General features: G+C 52.5%; 27 protein-coding genes, 4 tRNA genes and 3 pseudogenes. 24 read left to right on the forward strand and 10 right to left on the reverse strand.

Translation table 11 applies throughout. The features are described 5' to 3' along the window. Nucleotides 1-79 precede the first annotated feature (79 nt). Nucleotides 80-691, forward strand: a complete 612-nt coding sequence (locus PAG01S_RS00605; RefSeq protein ID WP_029518973.1) for an acyl-homoserine-lactone synthase — start codon at nucleotides 80-82, stop codon at nucleotides 689-691. A 35-nt stretch (nucleotides 692-726) separates the two neighbouring features. Here PAG01S_RS00605 and PAG01S_RS00610 read toward each other — a convergent pair whose 3' ends face one another. Next, on the reverse strand, nucleotides 727-951 hold the full coding sequence (locus PAG01S_RS00610) for a DUF2594 family protein (protein ID WP_003849983.1): 225 nt from the start codon (nucleotides 949-951) through the stop codon (nucleotides 727-729). Nucleotides 952-1,383: 432 nt separating this feature from the next. Here PAG01S_RS00610 and uvrY point away from each other — a divergent pair, with 432 nt between their 5' ends. The 6 genes from uvrY to PAG01S_RS00640 all read left to right on the forward strand — a co-directional run bounded on the left by uvrY (nucleotide 1,384) and on the right by PAG01S_RS00640 (nucleotide 4,923). Continuing rightward, entirely contained in the window at nucleotides 1,384-2,043 is a 660-nt protein-coding gene (gene uvrY / locus PAG01S_RS00615) for a UvrY/SirA/GacA family response regulator transcription factor (protein ID WP_010246608.1), read from the forward strand. Next, nucleotides 2,036-3,868, forward strand: a complete 1,833-nt coding sequence (uvrC, locus tag PAG01S_RS00620) for an excinuclease ABC subunit UvrC (RefSeq protein ID WP_010246606.1) — start codon at nucleotides 2,036-2,038, stop codon at nucleotides 3,866-3,868. The genes uvrY and uvrC overlap by 8 nt, the downstream gene beginning before the upstream one ends. Nucleotides 3,869-3,937: 69 nt before the next feature. After that, nucleotides 3,938-4,486: a CDP-diacylglycerol--glycerol-3-phosphate 3-phosphatidyltransferase gene (gene pgsA / locus PAG01S_RS00625; protein WP_010246604.1), complete on the forward strand. Its 549-nt coding sequence runs from the start codon at nucleotides 3,938-3,940 to the stop codon at nucleotides 4,484-4,486. A gap of 150 nt (nucleotides 4,487-4,636) precedes the next feature. Continuing rightward, nucleotides 4,637-4,712, forward strand: a tRNA-Gly gene (locus PAG01S_RS00630). A gap of 40 nt (nucleotides 4,713-4,752) precedes the next feature. Further along, nucleotides 4,753-4,826, forward strand: a tRNA-Cys gene (locus PAG01S_RS00635). Between the two features lie 10 nt (nucleotides 4,827-4,836). Further along, nucleotides 4,837-4,923 (forward strand) — tRNA-Leu (locus tag PAG01S_RS00640). A 104-nt stretch (nucleotides 4,924-5,027) separates the two neighbouring features. Here PAG01S_RS00640 and PAG01S_RS00645 read toward each other — a convergent pair. From PAG01S_RS00645 to PAG01S_RS00655, 3 genes and pseudogenes are all read right to left on the reverse strand, one after another. Next, nucleotides 5,028-5,486: pseudogene (locus tag PAG01S_RS00645) on the reverse strand (site-specific integrase); the annotation flags it as partial. Nucleotides 5,487-5,833: 347 nt separating this feature from the next. After that, a pseudogene (locus PAG01S_RS00650) lies at nucleotides 5,834-6,103 on the reverse strand (phage regulatory CII family protein); the annotation flags it as partial. Between the two features lie 46 nt (nucleotides 6,104-6,149). Then, nucleotides 6,150-6,353, reverse strand: a complete 204-nt coding sequence (locus PAG01S_RS00655; protein ID WP_031593538.1) for a hypothetical protein — start codon at nucleotides 6,351-6,353, stop codon at nucleotides 6,150-6,152. Between the two features lie 113 nt (nucleotides 6,354-6,466). On the opposite strand from PAG01S_RS00655, the gene PAG01S_RS00660 reads away from it, so the two are divergent. The 5 genes and pseudogenes from PAG01S_RS00660 (at nucleotide 6,467) to PAG01S_RS22150 (ending at nucleotide 12,073) form a co-directional block, all read left to right on the forward strand. Further along, nucleotides 6,467-7,045 carry a helix-turn-helix transcriptional regulator gene (locus tag PAG01S_RS00660; protein ID WP_031593537.1) on the forward strand — a complete coding sequence of 193 codons (579 nt, stop codon included), beginning with the start codon at nucleotides 6,467-6,469 and terminating at the stop codon, nucleotides 7,043-7,045. An 11-nt stretch (nucleotides 7,046-7,056) separates the two neighbouring features. Then, a complete protein-coding gene (locus tag PAG01S_RS00665) occupies nucleotides 7,057-7,935 on the forward strand; it encodes a BRCT domain-containing protein (RefSeq protein WP_031593536.1) in 879 nt (292 codons plus the stop codon). Between the two features lie 98 nt (nucleotides 7,936-8,033). After that, nucleotides 8,034-9,071, forward strand: a pseudogene (locus tag PAG01S_RS00670) (phage integrase). Continuing rightward, nucleotides 9,061-10,434 (forward strand): DUF6602 domain-containing protein, encoded by a 1,374-nt coding sequence (locus PAG01S_RS00675; RefSeq protein ID WP_031593533.1) that lies wholly within the window; start codon nucleotides 9,061-9,063, stop codon nucleotides 10,432-10,434. Before PAG01S_RS00670 ends, PAG01S_RS00675 begins: the two are co-directional and overlap by 11 nt. A gap of 263 nt (nucleotides 10,435-10,697) precedes the next feature. Beyond that, a protein-coding gene (locus tag PAG01S_RS22150) for an IS3 family transposase (RefSeq protein ID WP_088234240.1) occupies nucleotides 10,698-12,073 on the forward strand; the annotation gives its coding sequence in 2 pieces (ribosomal slippage) (nucleotides 10,698-11,166 and nucleotides 11,166-12,073; 1,377 coding nt in all). Nucleotides 12,074-12,178: 105 nt separating this feature from the next. On the opposite strand, the gene PAG01S_RS00690 is transcribed toward PAG01S_RS22150, so the two are convergent. Continuing rightward, a complete protein-coding gene (locus tag PAG01S_RS00690) occupies nucleotides 12,179-12,415 on the reverse strand; it encodes a hypothetical protein (protein ID WP_245006264.1) in 237 nt (78 codons plus the stop codon). Nucleotides 12,416-12,650: 235 nt separating this feature from the next. Between PAG01S_RS00690 and PAG01S_RS22155 the strand changes: the two genes are divergently transcribed. Then, a tRNA-OTHER gene (locus PAG01S_RS22155) sits at nucleotides 12,651-12,723 on the forward strand. Between the two features lie 178 nt (nucleotides 12,724-12,901). Next, on the forward strand, nucleotides 12,902-13,753 hold the full coding sequence (locus tag PAG01S_RS00695) for a substrate-binding domain-containing protein (protein ID WP_062757360.1): 852 nt from the start codon (nucleotides 12,902-12,904) through the stop codon (nucleotides 13,751-13,753). A 31-nt stretch (nucleotides 13,754-13,784) separates the two neighbouring features. Here the strand turns inward: PAG01S_RS00695 and PAG01S_RS22360 are convergent, their stop codons facing one another. Next, the gene (locus PAG01S_RS22360; protein ID WP_010246480.1) at nucleotides 13,785-13,952 is read right to left on the reverse strand and encodes a hypothetical protein; all 168 of its coding nucleotides are present in this window, start codon (nucleotides 13,950-13,952) and stop codon (nucleotides 13,785-13,787) included. 193 nt (nucleotides 13,953-14,145) lie between these two features. Here PAG01S_RS22360 and PAG01S_RS00700 point away from each other — a divergent pair, with 193 nt between their 5' ends. Continuing rightward, complete coding sequence (locus PAG01S_RS00700; RefSeq protein WP_010669807.1) at nucleotides 14,146-14,346, forward strand: DUF6404 family protein; 201 nt, start codon at nucleotides 14,146-14,148, stop codon at nucleotides 14,344-14,346. A gap of 34 nt (nucleotides 14,347-14,380) precedes the next feature. On the opposite strand, the gene PAG01S_RS00705 is transcribed toward PAG01S_RS00700, so the two are convergent. The 4 genes from PAG01S_RS00705 to PAG01S_RS00720 all read right to left on the reverse strand — a co-directional run bounded on the left by PAG01S_RS00705 (nucleotide 14,381) and on the right by PAG01S_RS00720 (nucleotide 17,974). Then, a complete protein-coding gene (locus PAG01S_RS00705) occupies nucleotides 14,381-15,886 on the reverse strand; it encodes a SulP family inorganic anion transporter (RefSeq protein WP_022625901.1) in 1,506 nt (501 codons plus the stop codon). Between the two features lie 139 nt (nucleotides 15,887-16,025). After that, a complete protein-coding gene (locus tag PAG01S_RS00710) occupies nucleotides 16,026-16,286 on the reverse strand; it encodes a biofilm/acid-resistance regulator YmgB/AriR (RefSeq protein ID WP_010246474.1) in 261 nt (86 codons plus the stop codon). A 390-nt stretch (nucleotides 16,287-16,676) separates the two neighbouring features. Then, entirely contained in the window at nucleotides 16,677-17,084 is a 408-nt protein-coding gene (locus tag PAG01S_RS00715; protein WP_010669809.1) for a DUF2000 domain-containing protein, read from the reverse strand. Nucleotides 17,085-17,125: 41 nt separating this feature from the next. Further along, entirely contained in the window at nucleotides 17,126-17,974 is an 849-nt protein-coding gene (locus tag PAG01S_RS00720) for an AraC family transcriptional regulator (protein WP_033779445.1), read from the reverse strand. Nucleotides 17,975-18,119: 145 nt separating this feature from the next. Here PAG01S_RS00720 and PAG01S_RS00725 point away from each other — a divergent pair, with 145 nt between their 5' ends. The 9 genes from PAG01S_RS00725 (at nucleotide 18,120) to PAG01S_RS00765 (ending at nucleotide 25,662) form a co-directional block, all read left to right on the forward strand. Beyond that, a complete protein-coding gene (locus tag PAG01S_RS00725; protein WP_062757361.1) occupies nucleotides 18,120-18,551 on the forward strand; it encodes a MarR family winged helix-turn-helix transcriptional regulator in 432 nt (143 codons plus the stop codon). 2 nt (nucleotides 18,552-18,553) lie between these two features. Then, entirely contained in the window at nucleotides 18,554-20,239 is a 1,686-nt protein-coding gene (locus PAG01S_RS00730; RefSeq protein ID WP_029518976.1) for an MFS transporter, read from the forward strand. Beyond that, nucleotides 20,236-21,330, forward strand: a complete 1,095-nt coding sequence (locus PAG01S_RS00735) for an HlyD family secretion protein (RefSeq protein ID WP_010669812.1) — start codon at nucleotides 20,236-20,238, stop codon at nucleotides 21,328-21,330. The genes PAG01S_RS00730 and PAG01S_RS00735 overlap by 4 nt, the downstream gene beginning before the upstream one ends. Beyond that, entirely contained in the window at nucleotides 21,327-22,712 is a 1,386-nt protein-coding gene (locus tag PAG01S_RS00740; protein ID WP_425334586.1) for an efflux transporter outer membrane subunit, read from the forward strand. The genes PAG01S_RS00735 and PAG01S_RS00740 overlap by 4 nt, the downstream gene beginning before the upstream one ends. Before the next feature lie 266 nt (nucleotides 22,713-22,978). Further along, a complete protein-coding gene (locus PAG01S_RS00745) occupies nucleotides 22,979-23,365 on the forward strand; it encodes a hypothetical protein (RefSeq protein ID WP_010669813.1) in 387 nt (128 codons plus the stop codon). Nucleotides 23,366-23,595: 230 nt separating this feature from the next. Then, nucleotides 23,596-24,327 (forward strand): beta-ketoacyl synthase chain length factor, encoded by a 732-nt coding sequence (locus PAG01S_RS00750; RefSeq protein WP_022625896.1) that lies wholly within the window; start codon nucleotides 23,596-23,598, stop codon nucleotides 24,325-24,327. After that, nucleotides 24,320-25,120, forward strand: a complete 801-nt coding sequence (locus PAG01S_RS00755; RefSeq protein ID WP_062757363.1) for a lysophospholipid acyltransferase family protein — start codon at nucleotides 24,320-24,322, stop codon at nucleotides 25,118-25,120. Before PAG01S_RS00750 ends, PAG01S_RS00755 begins: the two co-directional genes overlap by 8 nt. 13 nt (nucleotides 25,121-25,133) lie before the next feature. After that, nucleotides 25,134-25,391, forward strand: coding sequence for a phosphopantetheine-binding protein (locus tag PAG01S_RS00760; protein WP_062757364.1), 258 nt, complete (start codon nucleotides 25,134-25,136; stop codon nucleotides 25,389-25,391). Between the two features lie 16 nt (nucleotides 25,392-25,407). Further along, entirely contained in the window at nucleotides 25,408-25,662 is a 255-nt protein-coding gene (locus tag PAG01S_RS00765) for an acyl carrier protein (protein ID WP_010246453.1), read from the forward strand. Nucleotides 25,663-25,668: the final 6 nt, after the last annotated feature.

Here is a 25,668-nt window from a genome sequence, read left to right on the forward strand (position 1 = left end):
TGTTGTCTATTCTGCGCCGGGACTTTGCCAGGCTGGCGCAAAGAAATCATTGCAAACATGGGGATGTCAGAGGCGCATGATGAAAATAGTGCAAACGCAATTAAAGGATATGCCATCCTCTTTGCTTGCCGAACTCGGCAGCTACCGATACAGCGTCTTTGCGCGCGGCGAAGGGTGGTCAATTCCGCCACGTCTGAGCACGCCAGGACAGGAATATGATCGCTACGATCGTTCAGATGTCACCTGGCTGATCGCATGGAATGCGCGGGAGGGCATCAGCGGCTGTGCGCGTCTGATGCCCTGGTTCGAACCTGAACTGAGTGAAGGCATCGTACTGCCTTTCAGCCATGAGAAAGTGTGGGAAATGTCGCGCTTCTCGGCACGGCTGGATGTGGACGCTGAACTGCCACTGAATATTCTCTGGCACGCCGTGCAGCTGGCAGAATTGAACGGTATGGAATACATCATCAGTTCGGCAACGCCGATGCTGGAGAAGATGTTTGAAGAGCATCAGGTGGTGTATGAGCCGCTGACGCCGGGACTTATTCTGTCAGAAGATAATCTGTTTGCGATCCGTATTCCGGTGGTTCAGCCAGCGCTGGCTGAAAAGTATCGGGGAACGCGGCGCTTTAGTCCGGAAGAGGTGCTGCCTACGCTGGGCGTTTCGGTTAACTGGCAGGCGCACAGTTAATTAATTTGCCCCCGCGGCTGTGGGGGCAAGCAAGCTTACTGACGGTAGGCTGTTTTGATCTGCTTAATGGTATTGCTGAATACTTCCGCCTGAGGCTTGTCGCCCAGCGTCTGTACATAGCGTTCCATGTTGATAATCACTTTGCCGGCATCAGCCTGGCCCATACCTTTCAGGATCAGGGTGATCATCATCTTCAGACCCGCGATTTCATCCGCTAATTTCCGGGCTTCCTGCGAAGTTGCAAAATCTTCATCGCTCATGCGTTTCTCCTTGGTGAATGACAATGTGTCGGCAATCTGTCCGAACAGCAGTGCGTGAGTATATCACAGGGTCAGTAAGTTGCTGGAGCAGCCGGTTCGCTTCGCTATAAACAGCTGGTTTGTCCAGTACAACTAATCAATCGCTGAAAGTAATTACAGGTGTTGCCGGGCCAGATATCACAAGGGCCTGCAGCGATAAGGCACAGCAAAGTCTGGTGTTAATACCATGAAATAGTAAGAGTTTAAGGATTATTCAGTACGCCTGTCGGTTGTAAGAAATCTCTGTTATTGCTGGCTGCACGGGGCTGGAAATCGTTATGCGAAGCGTCGACTGTTTTGCTTTGTTGATGTGCTTTTGAGGTAAAAGCGGGTATGATTATCGCCTGTATTCGTTAATTGATTCCTCTTTTTTTAGCCTCTGGAGTTTCCCCGTTGATCAGTGTGCTTCTTGTTGATGACCATGAACTTGTCCGTGCCGGAATCCGTCGCATCCTGGAGGATGTCAAAGGTCTGGCCGTGGTCGGAGAGGTCAACTGTGGCGAGGATGCCGCTAAGTGGTGCCGTGCCAATCAGGTTGATGTGATCCTCATGGATATGAACATGCCGGGCATCGGTGGACTGGAGGCGACGCGCAAAATCGTGCGTTACAATCCCGATATCAAAATCATCATGCTGACCATTCACACGGAAAATCCGCTGCCTGCGAAAGTGATGCAGGCGGGGGCTGCAGGCTACCTCAGTAAAGGGGCTGCGCCGCAGGAGGTGATCAATGCGATTCGCTCGGTCAATGCCGGACAGCGCTACATCGCTTCAGATATCGCTCAGCAGATGGCGCTGAGCCAGATTGAGCCACAAAAAGCGGAATCCCCCTTCAGCTGTTTGTCGGAAAGGGAATTGCAGATTATGCTGATGATCACCCGTGGACAAAAGGTGACGGAAATTTCCGAGCAGTTAAATCTCAGTCCTAAAACCGTTAACAGTTACCGCTACCGGATGTTCAGCAAGCTGAATATCAGTGGCGATGTAGAGTTAACGCATCTGGCCATTCGACATGGCCTCTATAATGCGGAGCCGTTAATCAGTAGTGAATGACGTTTTTGATTCCAAAGCCTTTCTGAGTACGGTAACCAGCAAGCCCGGTGTTTACCGCATGTATGACGCCTCAGGCACCGTCATCTATGTGGGCAAAGCCAAAGACCTGAAGAAGCGTCTGACCAGCTACTTCCGCACTCAGGTCGGCAGTCGCAAAACCGAAGCGCTGGTTAGTAATATCCAGCACATCGATGTCACCGTAACCCACACCGAAACCGAAGCGCTGCTGCTTGAGCATAACTACATCAAGCTCTATCAGCCGCGCTACAACGTGCTGCTGCGCGACGATAAATCTTACCCCTACATCTTTCTTAGCAGCGATACTCATCCGCGGCTGGCGATGCACCGTGGTGCAAAGCATGCCAAAGGCGAATACTTTGGCCCGTTCCCCAACGGCTATGCGGTGCGTGAAACGCTGGGACTGCTGCAAAAAGTTTTCCCTATCCGCCAGTGCGAAAACAGTGTCTACCGCAATCGCTCCCGGCCCTGTCTGCAATATCAGATTGGCCGCTGTCTGGGTCCCTGTGTCGCGGGACTGGTCAGTGAGGAGGAGTATGCGCAGCAGACCGATTACGTGCGTCTGTTCCTGGCGGGTAAAGACGATCAGGTTCTCAACCAGCTGGTCAAACGGATGGAAGAGGCGAGCACGGGCCTGCGCTTTGAAGAGGCGGCACGCCTGCGCGATCAGATTCAGGCTGTGCGACGGATCACCGAAAAGCAGTTTGTCTCGAATCAGGGTGATGACCTTGATGTGATGGGTGTGGCTTATGAAGCGGGCATGGCCTGTCTCCACGTGCTGTTTATCCGTCAGGGCAAAGTGTTAGGCAGCCGCAGCTACTTCCCGAAAGTGCCCGTCGATACCGATCTGGCTGAGGTCGTTCAGACCTTTGTCGGGCAGTTCTACCTGCAGGGGAGTGAGGCACGTACGCTGCCTGGCGATATTCTGCTGGACTTTACCTTGCCAGAGCGTGAACTGCTGGCTGAGTCGCTCAGTGAGCTGGCCGGACGTCGGGTGAGTATTCAGAGCAAGCCGCGCGGGGATCGCGCCCGTTATCTCAAACTGGCGCGCACCAACGCCGCGACGGCGTTAACCACGCGTCTGTCACAGCACTCCACAATTCATCAGCGGCTGATGGCGCTGGCGGAGTTTCTTGAGCTGGACAAAATTAAACGCATGGAGTGTTTCGATATCAGTCATACCATGGGTGAGCAGACCATCGCCTCCTGCGTGGTGTTCGACCAGAATGGTCCGCTGCGTGCCGATTATCGTCGCTACAACATCAGCGGCATTACGCCGGGTGATGACTACGCCGCCATGAATCAGGTGCTACGCCGCCGTTATGGTAAAGCAATTGAAGAAGATAAGATCCCGGATGTAATTCTGATCGATGGCGGTAAGGGCCAGCTGTCTCAGGCGAAGCAGGTCTTCGCGGAACTGGATGTGCCCTGGGACAAAAGCCGGCCGATTTTACTCGGCGTAGCGAAAGGCAGCGATCGTAAAGCCGGACTGGAGACGCTGTTCTTTGAAGCGGAAGGTGAGGGCGTTTCGCTGCCACCCGATGCGCCAGCGCTGCATGTGATCCAGCATATTCGTGATGACGCTCACAATCATGCCATTTCAGGCCACCGTAAAAAACGGGCCAAAGTAAAGAACACCAGCGCACTGGAAAGCATCGAAGGGGTGGGGCCGAAACGGCGTCAGCAACTGCTTAAGTACATGGGGGGCCTGCAACCGCTGATGAACGCGTCGGTGGAGGAGATCGCCAATGTACCCGGTATCTCACATGCTCTGGCAGAAAAAATATACTACTCGTTGAAACACTAGCATTGAAACGGGGGGGGCAATGTAGGAACATAGGCTAAATTCTACCTATATCCAGACAGTTACCGGCATATGCAATTAAACATCCCGACGTGTCTCACCCTGTTTCGAGTCGTGCTCATCCCGTTCTTTGTGCTGGCTTTCTATCTGCCGTTCACCTGGGCGCCTCTGGCGACTGCACTGATTTTTGTTTTTGCTGCCATCACCGACTGGTTTGATGGCTTTCTGGCGCGCCGCTGGAAGCAGACAACACGCTTTGGTGCGTTTCTCGATCCGGTAGCGGATAAAGTGATGGTGGCCATTGCGCTGGTGCTGGTGGCGGAATATTTCCACGCCTGGTGGATTACGCTGCCCGCCGCCACCATGATTGCACGCGAGATCATTATCTCTGCGCTGCGTGAATGGATGGCGGAGATTGGTAAACGCAGCAGCGTGTCGGTTTCCTGGATTGGTAAAGTGAAAACCACTGCCCAGATGTTCTCACTGTTTGCCTTGCTTTGGCGTCCTGATGCCACCGTCGTGGCGATTGGTGTGGTGGCGTTATACATTGCTGCCGTGCTGACTTTCTGGTCTATGTTCCAGTATTTAAGCGCCGCGCGCGGCGATCTGCTCGAACCGTGATCGATACGATTTAAAAAGCAGCAAACGGACGCGCTGTGAGGATAATTTTATTGACTCATTGCGTCATCTAAGTAGAATGCATCGCATCGAACGGCAGCCAGGCTGCCAGAAGATAAATAAAATCAGCAGGTTCGACAAAATTGCTGAATTGCGGGAATAGCTCAGTTGGTAGAGCACGACCTTGCCAAGGTCGGGGTCGCGAGTTCGAGTCTCGTTTCCCGCTCCAGATTCGCAGGTCAGGTTAACCTGACGGCACATCAGTTTAAGGCGCGTTGGCAGAGTGGCTATGCAGCGGATTGCAAATCCGTGTACCTCGGTTCGACTCCGGGACGCGCCTCCAGTTACACCCTGCCCGGGTGGTGAAATCGGTAGACACAAGGGATTTAAAATCCCTCGGCTGTAAGGCTGTGCGGGTTCAAGTCCCGCCCCGGGCACCATATCGAATTACCAATAAAATCAATGATAAGCAGTGTCGTATGACCGCCCCTCAGAGGCGGTTTTTTTGTGCCTGAATTCAGCTTCCTAATATCCACTCCTAATATTATTTCTCTTTCACCTGTCCGCCAACTACGGGAACCACCACTATTTTTCTGTCATAAGCTGCAGTCTGCTCCACATTTTTATGCCCCGTAATGGCTCTCTTCTCGTACAAATCCCCCTCCAGATCAGACACACCCTTTGCCTTCAAATCGTGAAAAGTGAAATCAAACAGTAGTTCTGGAAATTTGAGCTTTGCCGCTTCACGCGCAGCACTCCAGCGGCTATTAAACCCGTCCCGGGTGTAGCCTGAACCATTAGGCTGGTGGATGATGAAAATACTGCTCATGCCTGGTTTGAGTGGTAGTTCAGTTGCCATTTTGATTGCTGCTGCAAACCGTGGCGACCATGCCTTGATCTGAGCAACACTGGTTTTACTCTGTTTGATCAGTATGCCCTCATCCATGATCTGGCTCTTTTTCATTGCGAGAATATCACCCTGACGCGAGCAGGTGAGGTAGGCACTGATCTCCTTAGTGGCATTTTCTGTCAGCAAATTAAACGTACCGGCTTTCATTTCGTCGAACCAATACTTTGCATTCACACATTCGACGCCTGGCAATGTGCGCTCAACAAAAGTCTTCGTTAAGTACGTATTGGCACGGGCAATGCCCTGTGATTTTTCCACCTCGGCGACGCGCCGTCTGACATCGATCTGTATCAGCATTGGATGCTGAGCGCATAATTGCTCAGAATGAGCCAAAGCCGTAATCAACTGATCGCGGCTTCGCAGTTCCTGATAAGTAGGATAGGGGCTGGCAATCGCTTCTCGTGGAGCATTCCACGGGTAAGCTTAATTCTCTGACATCATGCTTTGACCTGCAGATGTTTTCCGCGCTGTTCTTCAATCTCCTGACACTGGATTTGCGCTAGTAAGCCATCAATGAGCGTCGTGACATCGGTAAGCACTAACACTTCTTGCACTGTGAGCTGATGAGGCTGATCGGGATTCAGCTTGTTACGCAGCGTTTGTGCTCGCATACCAGCTCACTGCGCAACGTCTTCCATGTTGTGCGTTAGCGCGAACTTGCGGCAGGCATTGTCGTAATAGTTATGGGTAGAAACTTTGAAATCAAACATAGTCAAATTCCTCACTGCCGAACATAATCATTGGCAAAGTTGAATGTTAACGTGAGTGAAAATCAGCTTCTTTCGTAAAAGCGATCATGTTGATGAGCACTTTTTCCATCTTGCGAGCTTTTGACCTGATTGTTAGGCGACCATCTTTCACCATCAGGCGGCAGGCTTCGTAAGGTATACCGGTCACTTTTGCGAATTCCGGCAGCGATAAATAAGGGCTGCTCAAGGTAATTGAAAGTGGAGAATTCATCGTGCATCATTGTTCGTTAAGGTAAACGCGGGTAACGGCGTTTGGTGATTCAATATTGACTTCATTGGATTTCAAATTTGAACGTTTCAACGTTCACGTGGTGGAAAAGTTGAATGGAATTTTCAGGCGGGCAAGCTTTAGTTGATAGGTTATTTAAAGCCTACGGTTTTTCCACGCAGAGAGAGTTAGTAGAAAAGATTGGTGTTGGTCATGGCACGGTTAGTACATGGATTCGCCGTGAATACTTTGCCGGTGAAGCCGTAGTGCAATGCGCCTTAGATACTGGAGTTTCACTTGAATGGCTTGCCACGGGAAAAGGTGAGCCTGAAATAGCTGCTGTTCGCGAAAGTGAACAACAGTCCTCTAAAGTTGAAAGCCTGCCATTCAGTTCTATCGATTCCGGGCATCTGCAGCTACTGCAGCCGGTTTCAATACAGGCTTCTTTATTGCCGTCAGGTCACAAGAAAGTTGAAGTCATTCAGGTGCCGGAAGTCAGCACGTTTTATTTGGTCGATAAAGATTTTGCCAAACCGACCGATGGAATATGGATCACTCAGCGCGCTGATGTTGTGCGATGCGAAACGTTGCAAAGAACGCCGGGCAATCACTGGCGTATCGAAGGTGTGGATTGGCCTGTTAATGAAGTTAAATTAATCGCGAAGGTTATAGGAAGTATCAAACATAAATTGTAATTGGGGGTACTATGGATAGAAAACTCAGTGTTTATAACTACACACGCAACAGAGATAAGTTACTGGCAAATCTTGTCAATATCATAGAGGGTATGACATGTGACGGACAGGTTGATGCCAAAGAATTACTTTACCTTGATACTTGGTTATTGGAAGCAGAATCAATCAGCGAAAATTATTGCGTCCAGGTTATTCGAGATAAAATGGCAGCCATTTTAGAAGATGGTGTAATCGAAGAAGTTGAATTGAAGCAATTCAAAGATGATTTACTAAATATTCAACAAAACCTTCTCGATACCCCTGACGTTGACTTCTATTCAACCGAATCTGATAAACACCTTCTAGAAGGTCTGTGTAAAGGCATGCTAGCCAATCATGAGTTATCGGAAGATGAGATCCGCTATCTTCGTTGGTGGTTATCCAATAATGGTTTGTTAAAAACAAACTTCCCCGGTAAAGATCTTTATCTTCTGATTGAGAACATCTTGGCTGATGGTGTTGTAACACCTGATGAAAGAGAAGAACTGAATGAGGCTATGATAGCCTTTACGGGCTGCGATTTAGCCACTGGATCGGTTGATGGTCTTTCAATTCGTTCACCGCTTGAACATGTGGATGAGTTGAAAATCAAAGGCTCTGTGTTTTGTCTTACAGGAAAGTTTCTTTGCGGATCGCGTTCCTCCTGTGCCGCTGAAATTGAAGCGGCAGGCGGAATTGTAATCGATGACATCACTCAAAAATTAGACTACCTAATTATTGGGACTTTGAGTTCAAGAGATTGGCGCTATCAAAGCTATGGCCGAAAAATAGAAAAAGCCATTGAATACCGTGAAAAGGGACATTCTTTGAAGATCATCAGCGAAGAACATTGGCGTCAGCATTCTGCATGATGCTCGTTATGTGGTCATGTTTAAAAGCCAGAAATCAAACATCGACTACTGTTTTTATATACAGCAAAAAGTCCTCATTTGTTTTTTGAGGAAACTGTATGTCTGTTAGAAAATCCGAAAACGGAAAGTGGGTTTGTGATTTTTACTCGGCGGGCAGAGGAAGTAAGCGAATTCGCAAAAGCTATGCAACTCGCGGCGAGGCTTTACGTTACGAGCGAGAGCAGCTAGCTAAAGGCAGCGATTCCAGCATAAACACTATTGAGGCAGAAGCTCGCGCGGTTCGCCTCAGTGAGTTAGTTAATGATTGCTATGAATTACATGGAAGGTCTTTGACCGATGGCGATGCAAGGTTGCAAAAATTGAAATCATTCTGTCATAACTTGGGTGACCCAGATGCTTTCACACTTAACCAAGAAATGTTTGCGGGCTATCGTAAGCAGCGATTGGCGGGAGACTTCACCGCTAATCCAAAGCATGGCATCAAGAAACTACCGAAAGAAGCCACAGTAAACCGTGAACACGCTTACTTACGTGCAGTGTTTAATGAACTAAAAAGGCTGGGACGTTGGAAAGGCGATAATCCACTTGATGGTGTGCGGCTCTTTCGCGAGAGTGAAAACGAACTGTCATTCTTATACGAGGAGGATATTAAAAGATTACGCCATGAGTGTGACGCATCATCAAATAAAGATCTTGGCATTATTTTACGTATTTGCCTCGCAACCGGCGCCCGTTGGAGTGAAGCCGAGCAGTTGAGGTAATCTCAAGTTATGCCTTTACGAATCACTTATACCAATACGAAAAGTAAAAAAAATCGCACTATCCCAATATCGAAAGGACTTCATGCATTAGTTCCGAAAAGTCGCGGTCTACTATTTGACAATGCTTATGATGTTTTCGGGTTTGCGATTGAAAGAGCGAACATTGAATTGCCAGACGGCCAACGCACCCATGTTTTGAGACATACGTTTGCAAGTCACTTCATGATGAATGGTGGAAATATATTAATTCTTCAGCAGATCTTGGGACATTCAACTATACAAATGGCAATGAGATATAGTCATTTTTCACCTGAACATCTTGAGGCAGCTATACAACTCAATCCCTTTGACAGAGTGCTTAAAAATGATAAATGAAGCAACCGAATTATTGAGTATTTTCGTTCGCGTTGAACAAGATAAGCTAAACAAGCAGAGCATGCCTCATATGCCTACTTTGGGCAAAGCTTATGAGGAAATTACTAAACAAGGTATTAATCAGAATTTTGCAATCCCCAAGGGATTGCAGCTTAATGTTGTTAGTGGGTTCATAAGGGTTGGAGATGAGCTCATACCAAACCAAATTGACTGCATGCTTATCAGAGGTGAGGCCGAGAGATATGGCATAACAGATGAATACATATGTGACATTGAAAACGTACTAGCTATTTTCGAAGTTAAAAAAAATCTTAGTAAAGATGATTTCACTGATGCATACGAGCATTTGGCCGTATTGAGGAAGAAGTACAGTGAGTATTTTTCAAACAAAATGGATGCCATGGAGGAGAGGCCCAACATAGATGTTGCCTCTGAAATATTTTCCAAGCTTACCGGCATAGCGGGTCCACAATGCTACGATGATATTTATTCTTTACCGGAGCAGCATCAAGTGCTCTTTTATTCGTTAGTGGTCGAACAACTCGCGCCTGTAACCATAATTCATGGATATGGTGGCTATAAAACTGAAAAAGGGCTTAGGGATGTTTTCGTTGATTATTTAGATGAGGAAAATTATCTAAAACAGCTAACTGAGAAGAAGCGTGCTCAAGAGGAAAAAAAAGGCGATTCAGTTACTATGATTCGTGGTATGAATAGCCTACCGACACTAATAATATCGAATGAATTCTCTTTGGTTAAAATAAATGGTCTTCCTTATTCATTTTCAATGCAAAATAATAAAGATGACTGGGTCGTAATAGCTTCATGCAGAGATAATCCACTTCGAATTATGCTAGAGCTTATATGGAGCAAGATTTCAGTTTTTTGTGAAGCGAATATGCCATGGGGAGATGATGATCAGGCTGAAAACTTAGCACCATTAATTTTTGCAAAGGTTGTTCGAAAGGATGAACATTTAGGTTGGCATTATAGATCTTTTGAATTATCAGCTAAGAAGTTAAGATCATTACTACCGATTAAATATGAACCATTTAGAATATCTAAGGCCGCAATTTACATTGTTCAACGTTTATCTTTTAAATCAGACGGGTATGCGATTAATGATGAAAATAGATTATTATGTAAACAAGCAGGATATGAGCTTGATGAAATAGTTGAAGAATTAATCTCTACCACTTACTTTGCTATTAATCAAAATAGTTTGTTTACTATACATAGGACCACTTACGTTCTTGATTTCGATGAATATGGAGTAGTAGATAGTCAGTTTCCTAGACTTAAACTTTGGTGCGATAAGAATAAGCTGAAGTTAGGAATTGTTTATTGTATCACGTTAAGTTAAATGACTACATTCATCCACATTGACCCAAGCAACCCCATATTGACCTTAGGAAAGTGCTGATTTTGCTTAAATTATTGAAATCATTGCTTCTATTAAGATCTTTGAAATCCCTCGGCTGTAAGGCTGTGCGGGTTCAAGTCCCGCCCCGGGCACCATATTTCTGCCGAAGAAAATCTAATAAAATAAAAGCAATATGCAGTAATGTCGTAACCGCCCAAGTGAAGTGAACCCCGAAAGTTGGACACCCAACGATTAGGGGTTTTCTGTTTTATGGCCAGGAAAAGTTTACGCCAGAATTTAAGCAGCAGGTTGTTGTTCATTACCTCAACAGTGATGACGGTGCCAAAGCAACGGCCCGGCGTTTCGGCATTGATCATGGGGCAGTGCGAAGATGGACGGAACACTGGAAGGTCAGTGGTCAGGCCGGTTTCCTCATCAAAACCGCGCGTTACTCCGCTGCTTTCAAAGAATCCGTCGTCCGCTATATGTGGGATAACGCCGCTTCGTCCCGTAAGGCCGCTGCTGTATTTCAGATTGCTGCTGCCTGTACCGTCAGCCGCTGGGAGCGTCTTTATCGTGAGGGGGATATTCTGGCTCTTCAGGATAAGCCCCGAGGACGACCCGGAATGTCTGCAAAAAAATCCAAATCAGCCCCCGCCTCTGTCGGCCAGCGACCGAATTTTACGACCCCGGAAGAGGAGCTGGAGTATCTTCGCGCAGAGAACGCTTACCTAAAAAAGCTGCATGCCTTAATTCAGGAAAAGCAGTTGCAGACGCGGAAGACAAAACGCGGATAGTTTCTGTATTAAGGCCCCTGTATAAACTGTCATCTCTCCTGCATATCGCCGGTCTGGCGCGCAGCACGTTCTATTATCAGCTGAAAATCCGCTGTTGTGATGACCGCCACTCTTCAGTCAGCCAAAGAATAGTGTCCTTGTTCCATTACCATAAAGGACGCTACGGATATCGCCGTATTACGCTGGCCCTGCGCAATGAAGGGCATGTAATAAATCATAAAACGGTTCGTAAGCTCATGCGTAAACAACAGCTCTCTTCAAATCTAAGGGCTAAAAAGTACAATTCCTACAAGGGGATATACGGGAAGACAGCGCCAGATGTGCTGCAACGCGACTTCACTGCCGATAAGCCGAAGCAGAAGTGGGTGACGGACGTGACGGAGTTCAGGGTGGGGAGCAAAAAGCTGTACCTCTCTCCCGTTATGGATCTCTACAACCGCGAGATTATTGCCTGGAATATGGATGAGCATCCCGGCATCGGTCTCGTGGCAAAAATGCTGGATGATGTGCTGGACGGGCTGAGTACTGGCGATGGCCCGGTGCTTCACTCAGATCAGGGCTGGCAATATCAGATGGCTGTGTATCAGGAAAAGCTCTCTTCAAAAGGCCTGACGCAAAGTATGTCACGTAAAGGTAACTGTCTTGATAATGCTGTGATGGAGAATTTTTTTGGGATACTGAAATCAGAATGTTGGTACTGTGAAGAGTACCGTGATGTGGCTCAGTTAAGAGAAGCAGTGGATGAATACATCCATTATTACAACCATGAACGGATTAAAGCTAAATTAAATTCCCTGAGTCCGGTACAGTATCGGACTCAGGGAATATCAGCCGCCACATAATAAAGTGTCCAACAAATGGGGTTCACTTCACATGGGCGGTTTTTTTGTGCCTGCTATCTGGCGGATATGGCGACTGCAACCTCCGTTTAGCGGTATAAGCCGACATCAGGCCCGGGAGCTAAACACCAGCTCATCATCAGTGTCACTCACCAGCACCATCCGTTGCGCCTCACCACTGGAAGAGACAAAGGTCACTTCATGGCCGATGCTGATATCATCAAAGGCGTCGGTTGGCTGTGACTGCTTCCGGATCTCCAGTACCATCCGCGAGGGGTAGGGTTTATCATTAACCGTATCAATATGATAATTGGCGGTAAAATTCAGTTCGGGTTGATCAACCACATAAAATTGTCCTGACGGCATAGTCTTGACCTCTGCGTAATGTTGGCCATAAGTCCCGGTCGGAACAGGCTGCCTGAAACTTAAGGTTAGCTGAATAATCAATGCCTACAGGCGGCGGTACCTCTTTTTTGATTTCATACGACGGTTGCAAAAATACCTGCCGCTTGCGCTTGCCTGGTCAGAGAGTCGTACTACGCTTCTTGTTCACATAGCGCGGCTTTTCCAGGCACGCCATTCGGGCATGGTATAAAGGTATTACTGCAACTCTTAACGGGTTGACGATGCGGGTTCAACTCCTGCTGCCCGGTCCTTCTCCTGCATCTACGTTAACGCCAGCCTGGCCCTTTTGGGGTTCTGCCGATTCATCCCAATTACATCCGATTTCACTCATTTTTGCGGCTTGTGTCGAACTCTGTAACCTGTTGAAACGTTGTGGTTTACCGTATTGTGGTAGCTATTGTTTGCCGTCGCAGAGAATTAATGCCAATGATTACACCTTCCACACCTGACTTAACTGAACCGGCGGTCCCTCCGGTTATCGGTGTTGTCGCCAGTCAGTTGCTCAATCCGTATCAACAAAAAATGCTGGACGAAGTGATGCGCCAGCTTAACGCGCGCGGTGTTATCTCGGTGCTACTGAGTGCCGAAACCGACGTCACACTGACCGCACTCATCCGGCAGGCTACACCACTCGGGCTGCGTGGTTTGCTGTTACTCCCCGGTAACCGCGTTACTGATGCCTGCAATTTGCCAGTGCTTCAGATTGACGCTGAGCCTGAACTGCAGGCGGATGCACTGCGGGCGGGTGAGGTGACAGCGGAATTATTGCTTAAACAGGGGCATCAGCGGTTTGGCTTTATGCAGGCTCAGCCAGGCGAACTGGCGCAAAAACAGGGCTATCGCGCCGCCCTGCTGGCGGCGGGCATGGCGCTGAACGCCGAACTGACTGTGGGGAGTGATGATCGCGACTGCGCTTATCAGGCGATGATGTCTTACCTGAAAAAGACACGTGCTGCTGAGCGTATCCAGGCACTCTTCTGTGAAAGCGATCTGATGGCCTTTGGTGCAATGCAGGCGATTCGGGATTTTGGTCAGGGTATTCATCTGGCAGTGGCAGGTTTTGGCGATAGTGAAGAAGCCCGCAGCTCAACCTGGCATCTTACCAGCTGGTCACCTGACATCCGGCAGATCGCTGGTCGCGTGCTGGATCGCTGGCTGGGACAGCAGGCAGGCAACAGCAGTGCTGAAGAGCAGGGGCAATTACAGCGGCGTCACTCTCACGCAGGCAAAGTGCTGCCGGGTGAGATGTCAGCCTGCGGCTGCGCCTTCCGGCATTAACCAGCCCGCAACGCAGGCTGGCAGAATAATGTCAGGCCTGCGGTTGTCCTGCCGGGCCGCTGCCGCCGGGTGCGCCCACCGGCTGCTGCCCGCCAGGTGGTGGCGGTGGTGGGGCATCTCTGCCCGGTGGCGGCGGTGCACAGGCCGTAAGCGTGGCGAGGATAGCCAGTGTGGATAACAGATAAGCAGTACGTTTCATCGTAATTCCCCGATCAGGTAAGCGGAACGTTGAGTATAGAGAATTGCAACAAAACCGCCCGGACAGGGCTAAATCATCAACACGCATGGCAAATTGTCGACGATTATTTGAGACGCCTCGCAACTCGCGCATGCTGGCAATGCGTTTCAGGCCGGAGCGCGCTAAGGTAGCGCTTCATTTAAGAGGAGTCGTTATGAATGGCATGATGAAGTTCGTCCGCGGGTGGCTGGTGTTCTCTGTACTGTGGGGCGTATTCATGTGGTTTATGTCATGGCATCAGCAGGGCAAAGAGCCTGGTCTGGCGATTCTGACAAGTCTTTACGCCGGTTTAATCTACCAGGCGCTGATTACCATGGTTGGCCGCTACCGCGCGCGGCGGCAACAGGCTGAGTGAGTTCTGCTGCCGGAGAGGCAGCAGAACGGCGTTTTTAGCCGAAATTACCGGTCAGACGCTGATGGAAGTCCGTGCTGCGTGGATCCAGCCCCTCAATGGTCACCTCTGCACCATAACGCTGATAGCGATACTCAATGCCGTCCAGCGCCGCGACGCTGGACGCATCCCAGATTTGCGCGTGCGTTAAATCGATAGTGACCTTTTTAGGGTCATGGGCATAATCGAAATGCTCAAACAGATCGTTGCTGCTGGCGAAAAAAAGCGGGCCGCGCACCACATAGCGCACCGACTCGCCATCTTCGCTCAGCTGACGCTCCGCATGAATAACGTGCGCAATACGGCGGGCAAACAGCAGCATAGCCAGGATTACCCCAGCCAGAACGCCCAGTGCCAGATTACCTGTCCAGACAGTCACCGCTACCGTCAGCACCATAATCAGCGTCTCTGACCACGGCATACGTTTCAGGGTAGCGGGTTGCAGGCTATGCCAGTTAACGGTTTTCACGGCCACCACCATCATGATCCCGGCCAGTACCACCATCGGGATTTGCGCCATAATCCGGCTCAGTCCGGTCACCAGTAACAGCAGCACCAGACCGGCGGCCACGGTGGAGACCCGGCTGCGCGCCCGGCCCAGCTCAACATTGACGATGGTCTGACCTATCATCGCGCACCCGGCGATACCGCCATAAAAGCCCGCCAGAATATTCGCCACGCCCAGGCCCCAGGATTCGCGACGCTTACTGGATGGGGTATCGGTCAGGTCATCGACCAGTTTGGCGGTCAGCAGTGACTCCATCAGCCCGACAAAGGCGATGCTCAGGGCCGTGGGCCAGATAATCTGCAGGGTCTGCAGGTTAAGTGGCACCAGCAGGCTGTTAAAACCGGGCAGACCGGGACTCATCGGCCCTTCATCGCCCACGTTCGGCATGCGATAGCCCATTAACAGCGCGACGGCAGTCACTACCACAATGGCAACCAGCGGTGAAGGAACACTTTTTATCAGACGCGGCAACAACAGCACGATAGCCAGTGTGACGGCAAAGAAGATCCACACCAGTGATGACTGTCCCCAGACGTGCGGCACCTGAGCAAAGAAAATCAGCACCCCGAGCGCATTCACAAATCCCAGCATCACCGAACGGGGAATATAACGCATCATGCGCGCCAGACCGGCCACACCAAACAGAATCTGAATGACGCCGCCCATCACCACCGCAGGCAGAATATATTCAACGCCGTGCAGATGGACCATCGGCCCGATAACCAGCGCCACTGAACCCGCAGCCGCTGTTACCATCGCCGGACGTCCGCCCAGTATCGACAGGGTCAGGCAGAGCACCACCGAGGCGACGAGGCTGACTTTAGGGTCTACACCGGCAATAACGGAAAAGGAGATCACTTCAGGGATCAGCGCCAGCGCGGTAATCACCCCGGCCAGGCATTCGCGGGTCAGCAGCGCAGGCGAACGCAGAACGCGCCCTACGCTGATATCGCCCGCCACAACGTCGGTTGCGGCAATATCATTGGTTTGAGTCATAAAGGATTGCAGGCTCTTTAGTTATTTTGCTCCCGCGCGAGGGGCGGGAAGATCAGGATAAACAGTGAGGGGCAGATAGTACCGGGCGACTGGCGAAGATACCAGAAAAAGGCGGATGACTCCTTCCGTGGAGTCGATGCTACAGTGAAAAATCGTCCGGGGTTTTATGGACCACCAGTTCAAGCAGCTGTCGGTAGATATCCAGTAATTCCCTGTCGCTTTCCAGCTCCAGCCGATGAATAAGCTTTGAGATAATCGCTTTATTGTTCACTGGCATGCCTGACTGCAAAATTTCTGCAACCAGGATACCCAGCATCTCCATCTCGCTGGCGGGTTTATTGGCGGCAGGATTAAAATAATCAGCAATTTCCTGATTGGTCCGGGGAAGAATATATTGCATGTGTAAGCCCTTCAGAACAGCCCGATTCCGGTTCGGATGTCAGGACAAAAGCGATCAAAAAAACCACCGCATGGACAGATGCGATGGTACCAGTGTCACAAATTGAACAGAAAAAATAACCTCTGAAGGTGGAAATCCACTGACACCTTCAGAGGCGACGCAAGTGCATCATTCGTTACAGAGTCGCATGACAACTCGTGGCAGTAAACTTATACAATGAAGCCCAATCTGTACAATCGGATTCTTTAACAAAGTGTGCTATTTGACACTTATCAGCAGCTTATAAGGACTATTCCGAAACGAAAGCTGTACAAGTAACCTGTACAAACGGCGGGGCCGAGGGGCGGGAGGGGAAAAACAGGAAGCCATGACCAGCTTCCCGCAAAAAGATTAGCTGAATAGCGCCAGTTTTGCCGTCAGCTTTCGCAGGGCTTTTTTATCGCCGACGATGGCGACGCCCAGCAGGCGCCACTGCTGACGCGGTTGCTGTCGCAGGACGGCGCTCAGCGCCTGATAATCGGTAGTGGTCTGGCCCTCTTCCGGAAACAGCACCAGATCGTATTCAGCCTGTTCGCACTGTTCCCGCAATGCACTGAGCTGCTCGTCAGTCGCGGCCAGCACCGGAATGCCGGTGGTGATCAAACCGGGAGAAGGGCGCCTGTCAGCATCCTCAAGGGTGTCGCCAACCAGCGCCGGATGTCGCTGTCCCAGGGTTAATGCCATCACGGCGGCAGCATTGGTGGCTTTGCCAGGCGGCAGAGCGGCATTGAGTATCATTACACAGCGTGGGTCTTGCATTGCGCTTCTCCTGACTAAAAAAAAGCATTGTGGCAAGTGGCTTAACCCAGGTCTGGAAGATTTGTGCAGGCGTGCTGATAACGGGAAGGGGTAAGCTGGCAGGCGCGTTTGAACCAGCGGCCCAGGTGACTCTGATCGGCGAAACCCAGCGCGGCTGCCACATCGGCGACGGGCTGGCCCTGCGCCAGCTGACGACGCGCCTGGCTCAGCCGCCACTGCACCAGCCAGGCGTGGGGCGGCAAACCCCAGTGAGCCTGGAACAGACGCGATAACCGGAAGCGATCCACCTGCAGATGCTGCGCCATCTGCTCCAGACCGGGATTATCCGCATGATGGGCAATCAGCCAGTCACGCGACTGCAGTGCCAGCCGGGCATCTTTATCCGGGGGCTGAGCGGGCAGTGACCACTGCCGGTGCGGGATGAGCTGCCCAAACATCCGGTCCAGCGCCGCCTCTTTGATGATGTCGGGATGGTTGTGCCACAAGGCATCAAACGCATGCCAGACGGCATAAGCCAGTGGACGCTCGTCGCGCAGCGTGGCGGCAAAACGTAGCTCACGCAGTGAGGGTTTATCAGCCAGCATCGGAGCCAGGTGCTGCGCAATCTGCTGCGGCGAAAGATAGAGCATCCGGTAGGTAAAACCGCTTTCGTTGATGGCATCACCATCATGCAGCTCCTCCGGCTCCAGCATAAAGACCGTGCCTGGTCGGCTCTGATGCTGTTTGCGCCGCGAATGAAACTGCTGTACACCTTGCTCGGTCACGCCAATCAGATAACTGTCGTGCCAGTGAGGATCATAGGCGTGTCCGGTAAAATGGGCGCGTAGCGCCTCAATACCGCTGACGGCGTCACGGCGCAGATCGACCCAGTTTGCTGATGCCTGTTTCATGTTATCCGGCTCCCGGTTGCGGCCTCTGGACATTCTGCCGCGATCCACTAATTTTTAACAGACCGGACGCTTTTCATTGGCGTTTCGCTTTGCGTATAATAACGTCACCACTCAATTAGAACTCTTACTATTAGGCTGCTAACATTTGACTCAGCACACGCGTACCTTTACCCACTTATTGCATCTGACCGCACATGCCTGGCGCCTGGCGGTCGATCGTCACCTTAAAGATAGCGGCTTAAGCATGAGCAGCTGGATGGCCATCGGGCTGATTGCCAGTGAGCCGCAACGCATGACCCAGACCGAGCTGGCACAGCTGCTGGGGCTGGAAGATGCCAGCATGGTACCGCTGGTGGATCGGCTGGTGAAACAGTCACTGCTGATGCGGGTACAGCCGCCAGAAGATCGACGTAAGCGTCACCTGGTGCTGACTGATAAGGGTAACGAAGCGTTCGCCAAAGTGAAAACCGAGGCTGACGCACTCCGTACTGAAATGCTGGCCGATATTGACCCTCAGGATCTGGCCGTGACCGAGCGCGTATTGCAACAACTCCTGAGCCGCATGGGAAGTATGTAGCAGTGGCAAAGCGAAATCCCTACGCTGCACGCGAGTGGTTGCCGCACGAAAAACCAATGCTGCCGGGATCGCCCTCGACGCCGCTGCATCCGATGCCAAAACGCCTGGCGTTTGGCCTGATCGGTTTACTTATCTCGCTGACCGGTGCGCTGAGTAACGCGCTGGTCACGGCGAATCTGGTCAACCTGCAGGGTACCTTTGGTGCCTGGTCGAATGAGATTGCCTGGCTGCCTGCGGTCTACGTGATGGGCAACATCTCTATTAACCTGCTGCTGGTGAAATTCCGCCAGCAGTTTGGCCTGCGTGTCTTTACCGAGGCGTTTCTGGTGCTGTATGTACTGGTGGCGTTTTTCCATCTCTTCGCCAACGATCTCAGTTCGGCAATCATTGTGCGCACCGCTCACGGTATGGTGGCTGCGGCGCTCAGTTCTCTGGGCATCTACTATCAGGTACAGGCCTGGCCTGCGAAACATCGGCTGAAAGCGCTGGTGATTGGCCTGACGGTATCGCAACTGGCTATCCCGCTGGCCCGCTTATTCTCTTCGGAATTGCTGCAGCTCAACGAGTGGCGCGGTCTCTATCTGTTTGAACTCGGTCTGGCGCTGATTGCGCTGGGCGGGGTACTACTGGTGAAACTGCCACCGGGCGATCGCATCAAAACCTTTGAAAAGATGGATTTCGTCACCTTTATCCTGCTGGCACCCGGTATGGCGCTGCTGTGCGGCGTACTGACGCTGGGCCGTATTGAGTGGTGGTTTACCACGCCCTGGCTCGGTATCTGTACCGCGATCGCCCTGACGCTGATTGTCGCTGCGATCGTCATTGAGCATAACCGGCGCAACCCGCTGATCAATACCCGCTGGCTAAGCAGCGGCATGATGGTGCGGCTGGGCATTGTGATGATCATGATCCGTATCGTACTGGCGGAACAGAACACCGGCGCAATCGGCTTTCTGCAGCAGATTGGCTTGCAGAACGATCAGATGCGCGGTCTGGCGCTGGCGATCATGGCCGGGGTTATTGCGGGCATCGCCGCCAGTGCGCTGACCATCAAGCCCAATCATCTCAACTGGCCGATTGTCACCTCGCTGGTGGTGATGATTATCGCCTCGCTGATGGATGCGCAATCCAGTCCACTGACCCGCGCCAGCAATATGTATTTCAGTCAGTTTCTGCTGGGCTTCAGCAGCGCCTTTTTCATGGCGCCCGCGATGCTGATGGGCATTGGCAGCGTGGTGACTCAGCCGAAAAATCTGGTGAGCTTTGTGGTGCTGTTTGGCATGAGTCAGAACCTCGGCGGGCTGATCGGCTCGGCTATTCTTGGCACGTTTCAGGTCTGGCGGGAAAAATATCACTCCAGCCTGCTGGGCGATCAGCTCTCACTGCTCGATCCCAACGTCACCGAACGGCTCAGCCAGTATAATGCGCTGTTTAATTCGCTGGTAGGTGACGACGTTCTGCGCGGCGCGCAGAGCACCAGCCAGTTACAGGTAATCGCCACGCTGCAGGCCAACGTGCTCGCTTATAACGACACCTACCTGTTAACCGCTGCGCTGGCACTGGTCACCCTGATGTGGGTGATCTGGCGTTTGACCCGTCGTCGATATCTTGACTGGCGTCAGGCGCAATTTAACCTGCGTGAGCAGCAACAGCTGGCCGCATTACAGGAATCAACGGAGAAACAATGAGTCAGCAGGATGAGCTTCAGGCGGCGGAACGCGAACGCGCGAATCGCCGCCGTATTCTTTCTATCGCCGCAGGCAGCGGCATTGTGGTGATTGGTGTACTGGTTATTCTTTATGCCTGGCAACTCTGGCCCTTCACCAGCGCAATACAAAGCACCGAGAATGCCTATGTGCGCGGTCAGGTGACCTTTATCAGCCCGCAGGTTAATGGCTATCTCACCTCAGTCGAGGTGATCGATCTGCAGCCCGTGAAAAAAGGGCAGTTGCTGATGACGATTGACGACCGTATCTATCGCCAGCGGGTGCATCAGGCGCAGGCGCAGCTGGCGATGAAGCAGGCGGCGCTGAACAATAACCTGCAGCAGCGTCGCAGCGCAGAAGCGACCATCCAGAGCAATAAAGCGGCACTGGAGAATGCCAAAGCACAGGCGCTGAAAAGCGGCTTCGATCTGAAGCGTGTCGAAAATCTCACGGCGGATGGATCCCTGTCAGTGCGTGAGCGCGACGCAGCCCGGGCCGCAGACGCCCAGGCGCAGGCACAGGTTCGTCAGGCTGCGGCGCAGATCGCCGTTGCCCAGCAGAATCTGCAAACTGTCATCGTTAACCGTGACGCGCTGAAAGGCGATGTCGACAGCGCCCGCGCCGCGCTGGAACTGGCGGAGATCGATCTGGCGAATACCCGGATTACCGCGCCCGATGATGGCCAGCTCGGCCAGCTGGCGGTCCGCACCGGCGCCTATGTCACGGCAGGTACGCGCCTGACCTCGGTGGTGCCTAATCACAAATGGATTATCGCGAATCTGAAAGAGACCCAGCTGGCAAATATTCGTCCAGGCCTGCCGGTGACGATTCGGGTCGATGCGCTGGATGGCAAACGCTTTACGGGTCAGGTTGAATTTATCTCTCCGGCCGCAGGCTCAGAGTTCAGCGCGATTTCGCCCGACAACGCCACCGGTAACTTCGTGAAAATTGCGCAGCGCATTCCGGTTCGCATCCGCATCAATGACCAGGATATGCATCAGTTACGCCCGGGTATGTCGGTCGAAGTCAACATCGACACCGCCGCACAACCCGCTGGTGAGGGTGCGCCATGATGCGGCGCGGCTTAATGGTAAGCGCACTGGCACTCCTTCTGACCAGCTGTGCCACGCAGGTTGAAAAGGCACCGGCCTCTCTGCCGATCCCCGACGCCTGGCGCAATAGTGTCGGGCCATCTGCTGCGCCTGAGGCGGAGTGGTGGCGCGCTTTTCATGATGAAAATCTCAACCGGCTGGTGACGCAGGCGCTGCGCAATAACCCCGATATCCTCACGGCGCGATCCCGGGTTGACCAGTATCGCGCCCAGCTGCGCGCCACGCAGGGCGATAACTTTCCGACCCTGAGCGCCGGTGTGGCCGCGACCCGGGAGCGTACGCTCTCGTCAGTGACGGGCCAGCCCTATGAAACCGATATTTTTCAGGGCTTATTACAGGCGAACTACGAGGTCGATCTCTGGGGAGCACGCAGCAGCAGCATCACCGCATCGCAGGCGAGTTTAGCGGCGCAGCAGGCCGCTGCGTCTGCCGCCGAGCTGACCATCGCCAGTTCGGTGGCGTCAGGTTATCTCAACCTGTGCGCGCTGGATGAGCAGTTGCGGGTCACGGAGGCGACGCTGGCGACCCGCAACAATTCGCTGAAGCTGGCACAGCGTCAGTTTGAAACCGGCTACACCTCCAGGCTGGAGTGGATGCAGGCCGCCTCGGAATATCAGTCGGCCAAAGCGCAGATGCCCCAGTTGCAGCACCAGATCACCCAGCAGGAGAATGCGCTGAGCCTTCTGGTGGGTATGAACCCGCGCAGCATCGCCCGTCGTCAGCAGTTTGACCAGATTGCACCGCAGCGGATGCCGTCACTGCTGCCATCAGAGCTACTCAATCGCCGTCCGGATATTGTGCAGGCTCAGCGTCAGTTACTGGCCGCAGATGCCAGCCTGGCATCGTCGCGCGCTAAGCTGCTGCCTGGGCTTAACCTCACTGCGACTGGCACTCTGCAGAGTTCGGTTCTGCACCAGCTCGCGGATGATCCGTTCCGGCTGTGGAGCGTGGGCGGCAGCATCCTGGCACCGCTGCTGAACCGTGAAGCGCTGACGGCGCAGGTGGATGTCTCAATGGCGACGCGGAATCAGGCACTTTATGGCTATGAAAAAGTGGTGCGCAACGCCTTCTCGGAAGTTAACGATGCAATAGACGCTATCAGGCAGCGTGAGGCACAACTTCAGGAGCTGCAAAAGCAGGAAGCCTATGTGACGGAAGCGCTGCGCATTGCCCGCAATCGCTATCAGAACGGCTACGCCTCCTATCTGGATGAACTGGATGCGCAGCGCACCCTGTTTTCAACGCAGCTGAATCGGGTGACTGTCAAAAATAACCTGCTGCTGGCGCAGATCGATCTCTACCGCGCGCTGGGCGGTGGCTGGACACCCGCCTCCACACAGTAATCCCCAGACCGATCCAGCCGCAGCCAGAGTTTCTGCGGCAGGGATCGGCCTCTGCGCTGTCGCGGCGACTGCGCATATTCCCCGCTTTAATCCCCCAAATAACCCCCTAAAACCCACGCATACTTCTGCTTACCTGTCTTTACATTCGGTGGTATCATGCGCGGGTTTTAAGCCAGCCAGACGGAAAAGCGCACTGAAAGCTTAGCCTGCGCGAGACGGATTATCCGTTTAACTTACTGATATAAAAATAAAAGAAGGGATTCATCATGAATAAAAAAACTATTTGCACGCTGGCCGTGGTCGCTGCGTTATTAACCGGCTGCGCGCGCACTGCGCCGATTCATAACGTGAATCAAACGCTCACTCAGCGTTACAGCGACAACCAGATGAAACTGGCGATCATCGAAGCGGGTATTGGCCGGAAATGGGTGATGACTCCCGTTTCGCCTGGCGTGATCAATGGTCGTCTGGCTCAGCGTGATTTCGTGGCGACTATTCGCATCACGTATACCAGCCAGAACTACCGCATCGATTATGTCAGCAGTGAGAACCTGAAAGCGGAGCAGGGCGAGATCCACAATAACTACAACCGCTGGATTGCCAATCTCGATCAGGATATTCAGTTACGACTCTCTGCTCTTGCCGCTCAGTAATGCGTGCGCTGTCGCAATGATGTGTCGACAGCCGATCAAAGCATAAAGATCTCCGGCAGCCGGCCGACAAATCAGATGAGCTGCTATTGCTGAACCACTGAGTAACCCTCTACCGTGAAGGCCTGATGCGGAATCGGCAGAGGGTTTCCCGGACGCACTTTTTTTGCAGAGGGCCGGGATGACGCCCCGATGAACGCCGACGCCACACATATGACAAAAAGAGTGTTGAGATGAGACTCGCTTACTCACTGGTCGACTGGCAGGCTCTGGCTCCGGGATTACACGGGGGCGAGGGCTGGCAGCACTGGGCGCAACAGGGCACCGTCATAGACCCTAAAGAGGCGATGGCAAAGCCGCAATTTTTACCGATGATGACAGCACGTCGTCTGAGCGGCGGCAGTCGTGCGGCGGTAGAGTGTGGGCTGGCGCTGCTCGCGCGTCAGCAGGTTGACGCTATCGTGTTCACCAGTCGTCACGGTGAACTGGAACGTAATCTGCGTATCCTCACTACGCTGGCCGATCAGCAGTCAATGTCACCCACGGATTTTGCCATGTCGGTTCACAATTCGGCGGTCGGCAGCCTGACCATTGCAGCCAAAGCACCACTGGTCTCCACCTCAATCGCCGCCGGAGTCGACTCGTTTCAGCAGGGATTGATCGAAGTCAGCGCGCTGCATCAGGCGGGTTATCAGCAGGTACTGCTGGTCGATTTCGACGGCATCGTGCCTGACTACTATCTGCCGTGGCTGCCGGAACAGCGTGTGAACTTTCCCTATGCGGTGGCGCTGCTGCTGCGCCCGGGCGACCAGCTGCACTGCACTGGCCGTGCTGGCAGAGAGGAGAGGGCAGAAACAGGGTTACCGCAAAGCCTGCGCTTTCTGCAGCAGTGGCTGGCGGAATCGCCCACCTTCAGCCTGCCGGGCGAACGCCTGACATGGCACTGGGAGAGACATCATGGCTGATTGTTCACAACCGGCGCACTACACCGGCAGCCGCATGAACTATTGCTGGCGGTTGGTGATGACGGCGGTGAGTTTTACGCTGTTTGGCCTCGGCGGACTGCTGCTGTCGCTGATTGGCTTCAACCTGCTGCTGCTGGTACAGCGCGATTCGCTGCGCCGCCGCCTGCTGGCCCGACGCGCTATCGCCTTTAGCTTCCGCTGCTTTCTGCGATTCTGCCGGATGACCGGGGTCTATGACTACCGGATTGAAGGCGCAGAGCTGCTGCAACAGGATCGCGGATGCCTGATTGTGGCTAATCATCCATCACTGATCGACTACGTGATGATCGCTTCGGTACTGCCAGAGATGGATTGTCTGGTTAAAGCCGATCTGCAAAAGAACCCCTTTATGCGTGGGGTGATCCGCGCCGCGGACTATCTGATCAACAGTGAAGCGGAGACGCTGTTGCCGGACAGCCAGCAGCGACTGGCGCGCGGCGACAATATCCTGATCTTTCCGGAAGGCACCCGCACCCGCTATGGTCATCCACTGACTCTGCAGCGCGGGGCAGCCAATATTGCGGTGCGCGCCGGATGCGATCTGCGCGTGGTTCACATCACCTGTAGCCAGCGTATGCTCGATAAACAGAGCCGCTGGTATCAGATTCCGCCGGTTAAACCGCTGTTTACCGTGCGTGTACAAACGCGAATCGACAGTCAGTCGTTTTGTGAAAGCAATCCCGATGCGCAGCCGCTGGCCGCGCGTCGCCTGACCCGCCATTTACAGCAGGCGCTGGTCCCCCAGAACAGGTAAGACGAAAACCGGTATGGATTCATTAATTAACGATATCAAACAGATGATTATCGACACGCTGAACCTTGAAGATCTCAGTCCCGAGGATATAGAGACCGACGCTGCACTGTTTGGCGACGGACTGGGGCTGGACTCTATTGATGCACTGGAACTTGGCCTGGCAGTGAAAAATCGCTACGGCGTGGCGCTGTCCGCTGAGAGTGAAACCCTGCGCGCCCACTTTTTCTCTGTTGCGACGCTGGCTGCGTTCGTCAACCAACAGCGCGGCTGAAAGCGGAGACAACCTTATGATGAACAAAGAACAGATCTATCAGGAAGTGGCTTCGCTGCTGACCAGCCTGTTTGAAATTGCGCCTGAGGATATCCATCCCGAGGCACGTCTGTATGAAGATCTCGAACTCGACAGCATTGATGCCGTCGATATGGTGGTTCATCTGCAAAAACGTACCGGCCGTAAAATTAAACCGGAAACCTTCCGCGCAGTGCGCACCGTGCAGGATGTGGTGGATGCCGTGGAACAACTGATGCGCGAAGACGCCTGATCCCGC

The organism is Pantoea agglomerans NBRC 102470 (genome assembly GCF_001598475.1).
In the GTDB taxonomy this organism is placed as follows: Bacteria; Pseudomonadota; Gammaproteobacteria; order Enterobacterales; family Enterobacteriaceae; genus Pantoea; species Pantoea agglomerans.

What these genes read in the sequence shown, in the direction of transcription:
- PAG01S_RS00605 (WP_029518973.1), top strand. Translation starts at nt 80, where the DNA reads ATGAAAATAGTGCAAACGCAATTAAAGGATATGCCATCCTCTTTGCTT.
- PAG01S_RS00610 (WP_003849983.1), bottom strand. Translation starts at nt 951, where the DNA reads ATGAGCGATGAAGATTTTGCAACTTCGCAGGAAGCCCGGAAATTAGCG.
- pgsA (WP_010246604.1), top strand. Translation starts at nt 3,938, where the DNA reads ATGCAATTAAACATCCCGACGTGTCTCACCCTGTTTCGAGTCGTGCTC.
- PAG01S_RS00655 (WP_031593538.1), bottom strand. Translation starts at nt 6,353, where the DNA reads ATGAATTCTCCACTTTCAATTACCTTGAGCAGCCCTTATTTATCGCTG.
- PAG01S_RS00660 (WP_031593537.1), top strand. Translation starts at nt 6,467, where the DNA reads ATGGAATTTTCAGGCGGGCAAGCTTTAGTTGATAGGTTATTTAAAGCC.
- PAG01S_RS00665 (WP_031593536.1), top strand. Translation starts at nt 7,057, where the DNA reads ATGGATAGAAAACTCAGTGTTTATAACTACACACGCAACAGAGATAAG.
- PAG01S_RS00675 (WP_031593533.1), top strand. Translation starts at nt 9,061, where the DNA reads ATGATAAATGAAGCAACCGAATTATTGAGTATTTTCGTTCGCGTTGAA.
- PAG01S_RS00695 (WP_062757360.1), top strand. Translation starts at nt 12,902, where the DNA reads ATGATTACACCTTCCACACCTGACTTAACTGAACCGGCGGTCCCTCCG.
- PAG01S_RS22360 (WP_010246480.1), bottom strand. Translation starts at nt 13,952, where the DNA reads ATGAAACGTACTGCTTATCTGTTATCCACACTGGCTATCCTCGCCACG.
- PAG01S_RS00700 (WP_010669807.1), top strand. Translation starts at nt 14,146, where the DNA reads ATGAATGGCATGATGAAGTTCGTCCGCGGGTGGCTGGTGTTCTCTGTA.
- PAG01S_RS00705 (WP_022625901.1), bottom strand. Translation starts at nt 15,886, where the DNA reads ATGACTCAAACCAATGATATTGCCGCAACCGACGTTGTGGCGGGCGAT.
- PAG01S_RS00710 (WP_010246474.1), bottom strand. Translation starts at nt 16,286, where the DNA reads ATGCAATATATTCTTCCCCGGACCAATCAGGAAATTGCTGATTATTTT.
- PAG01S_RS00715 (WP_010669809.1), bottom strand. Translation starts at nt 17,084, where the DNA reads ATGCAAGACCCACGCTGTGTAATGATACTCAATGCCGCTCTGCCGCCT.
- PAG01S_RS00720 (WP_033779445.1), bottom strand. Translation starts at nt 17,974, where the DNA reads ATGAAACAGGCATCAGCAAACTGGGTCGATCTGCGCCGTGACGCCGTC.
- PAG01S_RS00735 (WP_010669812.1), top strand. Translation starts at nt 20,236, where the DNA reads ATGAGTCAGCAGGATGAGCTTCAGGCGGCGGAACGCGAACGCGCGAAT.
- PAG01S_RS00740 (WP_425334586.1), top strand. Translation starts at nt 21,327, where the DNA reads ATGATGCGGCGCGGCTTAATGGTAAGCGCACTGGCACTCCTTCTGACC.
- PAG01S_RS00745 (WP_010669813.1), top strand. Translation starts at nt 22,979, where the DNA reads ATGAATAAAAAAACTATTTGCACGCTGGCCGTGGTCGCTGCGTTATTA.
- PAG01S_RS00750 (WP_022625896.1), top strand. Translation starts at nt 23,596, where the DNA reads ATGAGACTCGCTTACTCACTGGTCGACTGGCAGGCTCTGGCTCCGGGA.
- PAG01S_RS00755 (WP_062757363.1), top strand. Translation starts at nt 24,320, where the DNA reads ATGGCTGATTGTTCACAACCGGCGCACTACACCGGCAGCCGCATGAAC.
- PAG01S_RS00760 (WP_062757364.1), top strand. Translation starts at nt 25,134, where the DNA reads ATGGATTCATTAATTAACGATATCAAACAGATGATTATCGACACGCTG.
- PAG01S_RS00765 (WP_010246453.1), top strand. Translation starts at nt 25,408, where the DNA reads ATGATGAACAAAGAACAGATCTATCAGGAAGTGGCTTCGCTGCTGACC.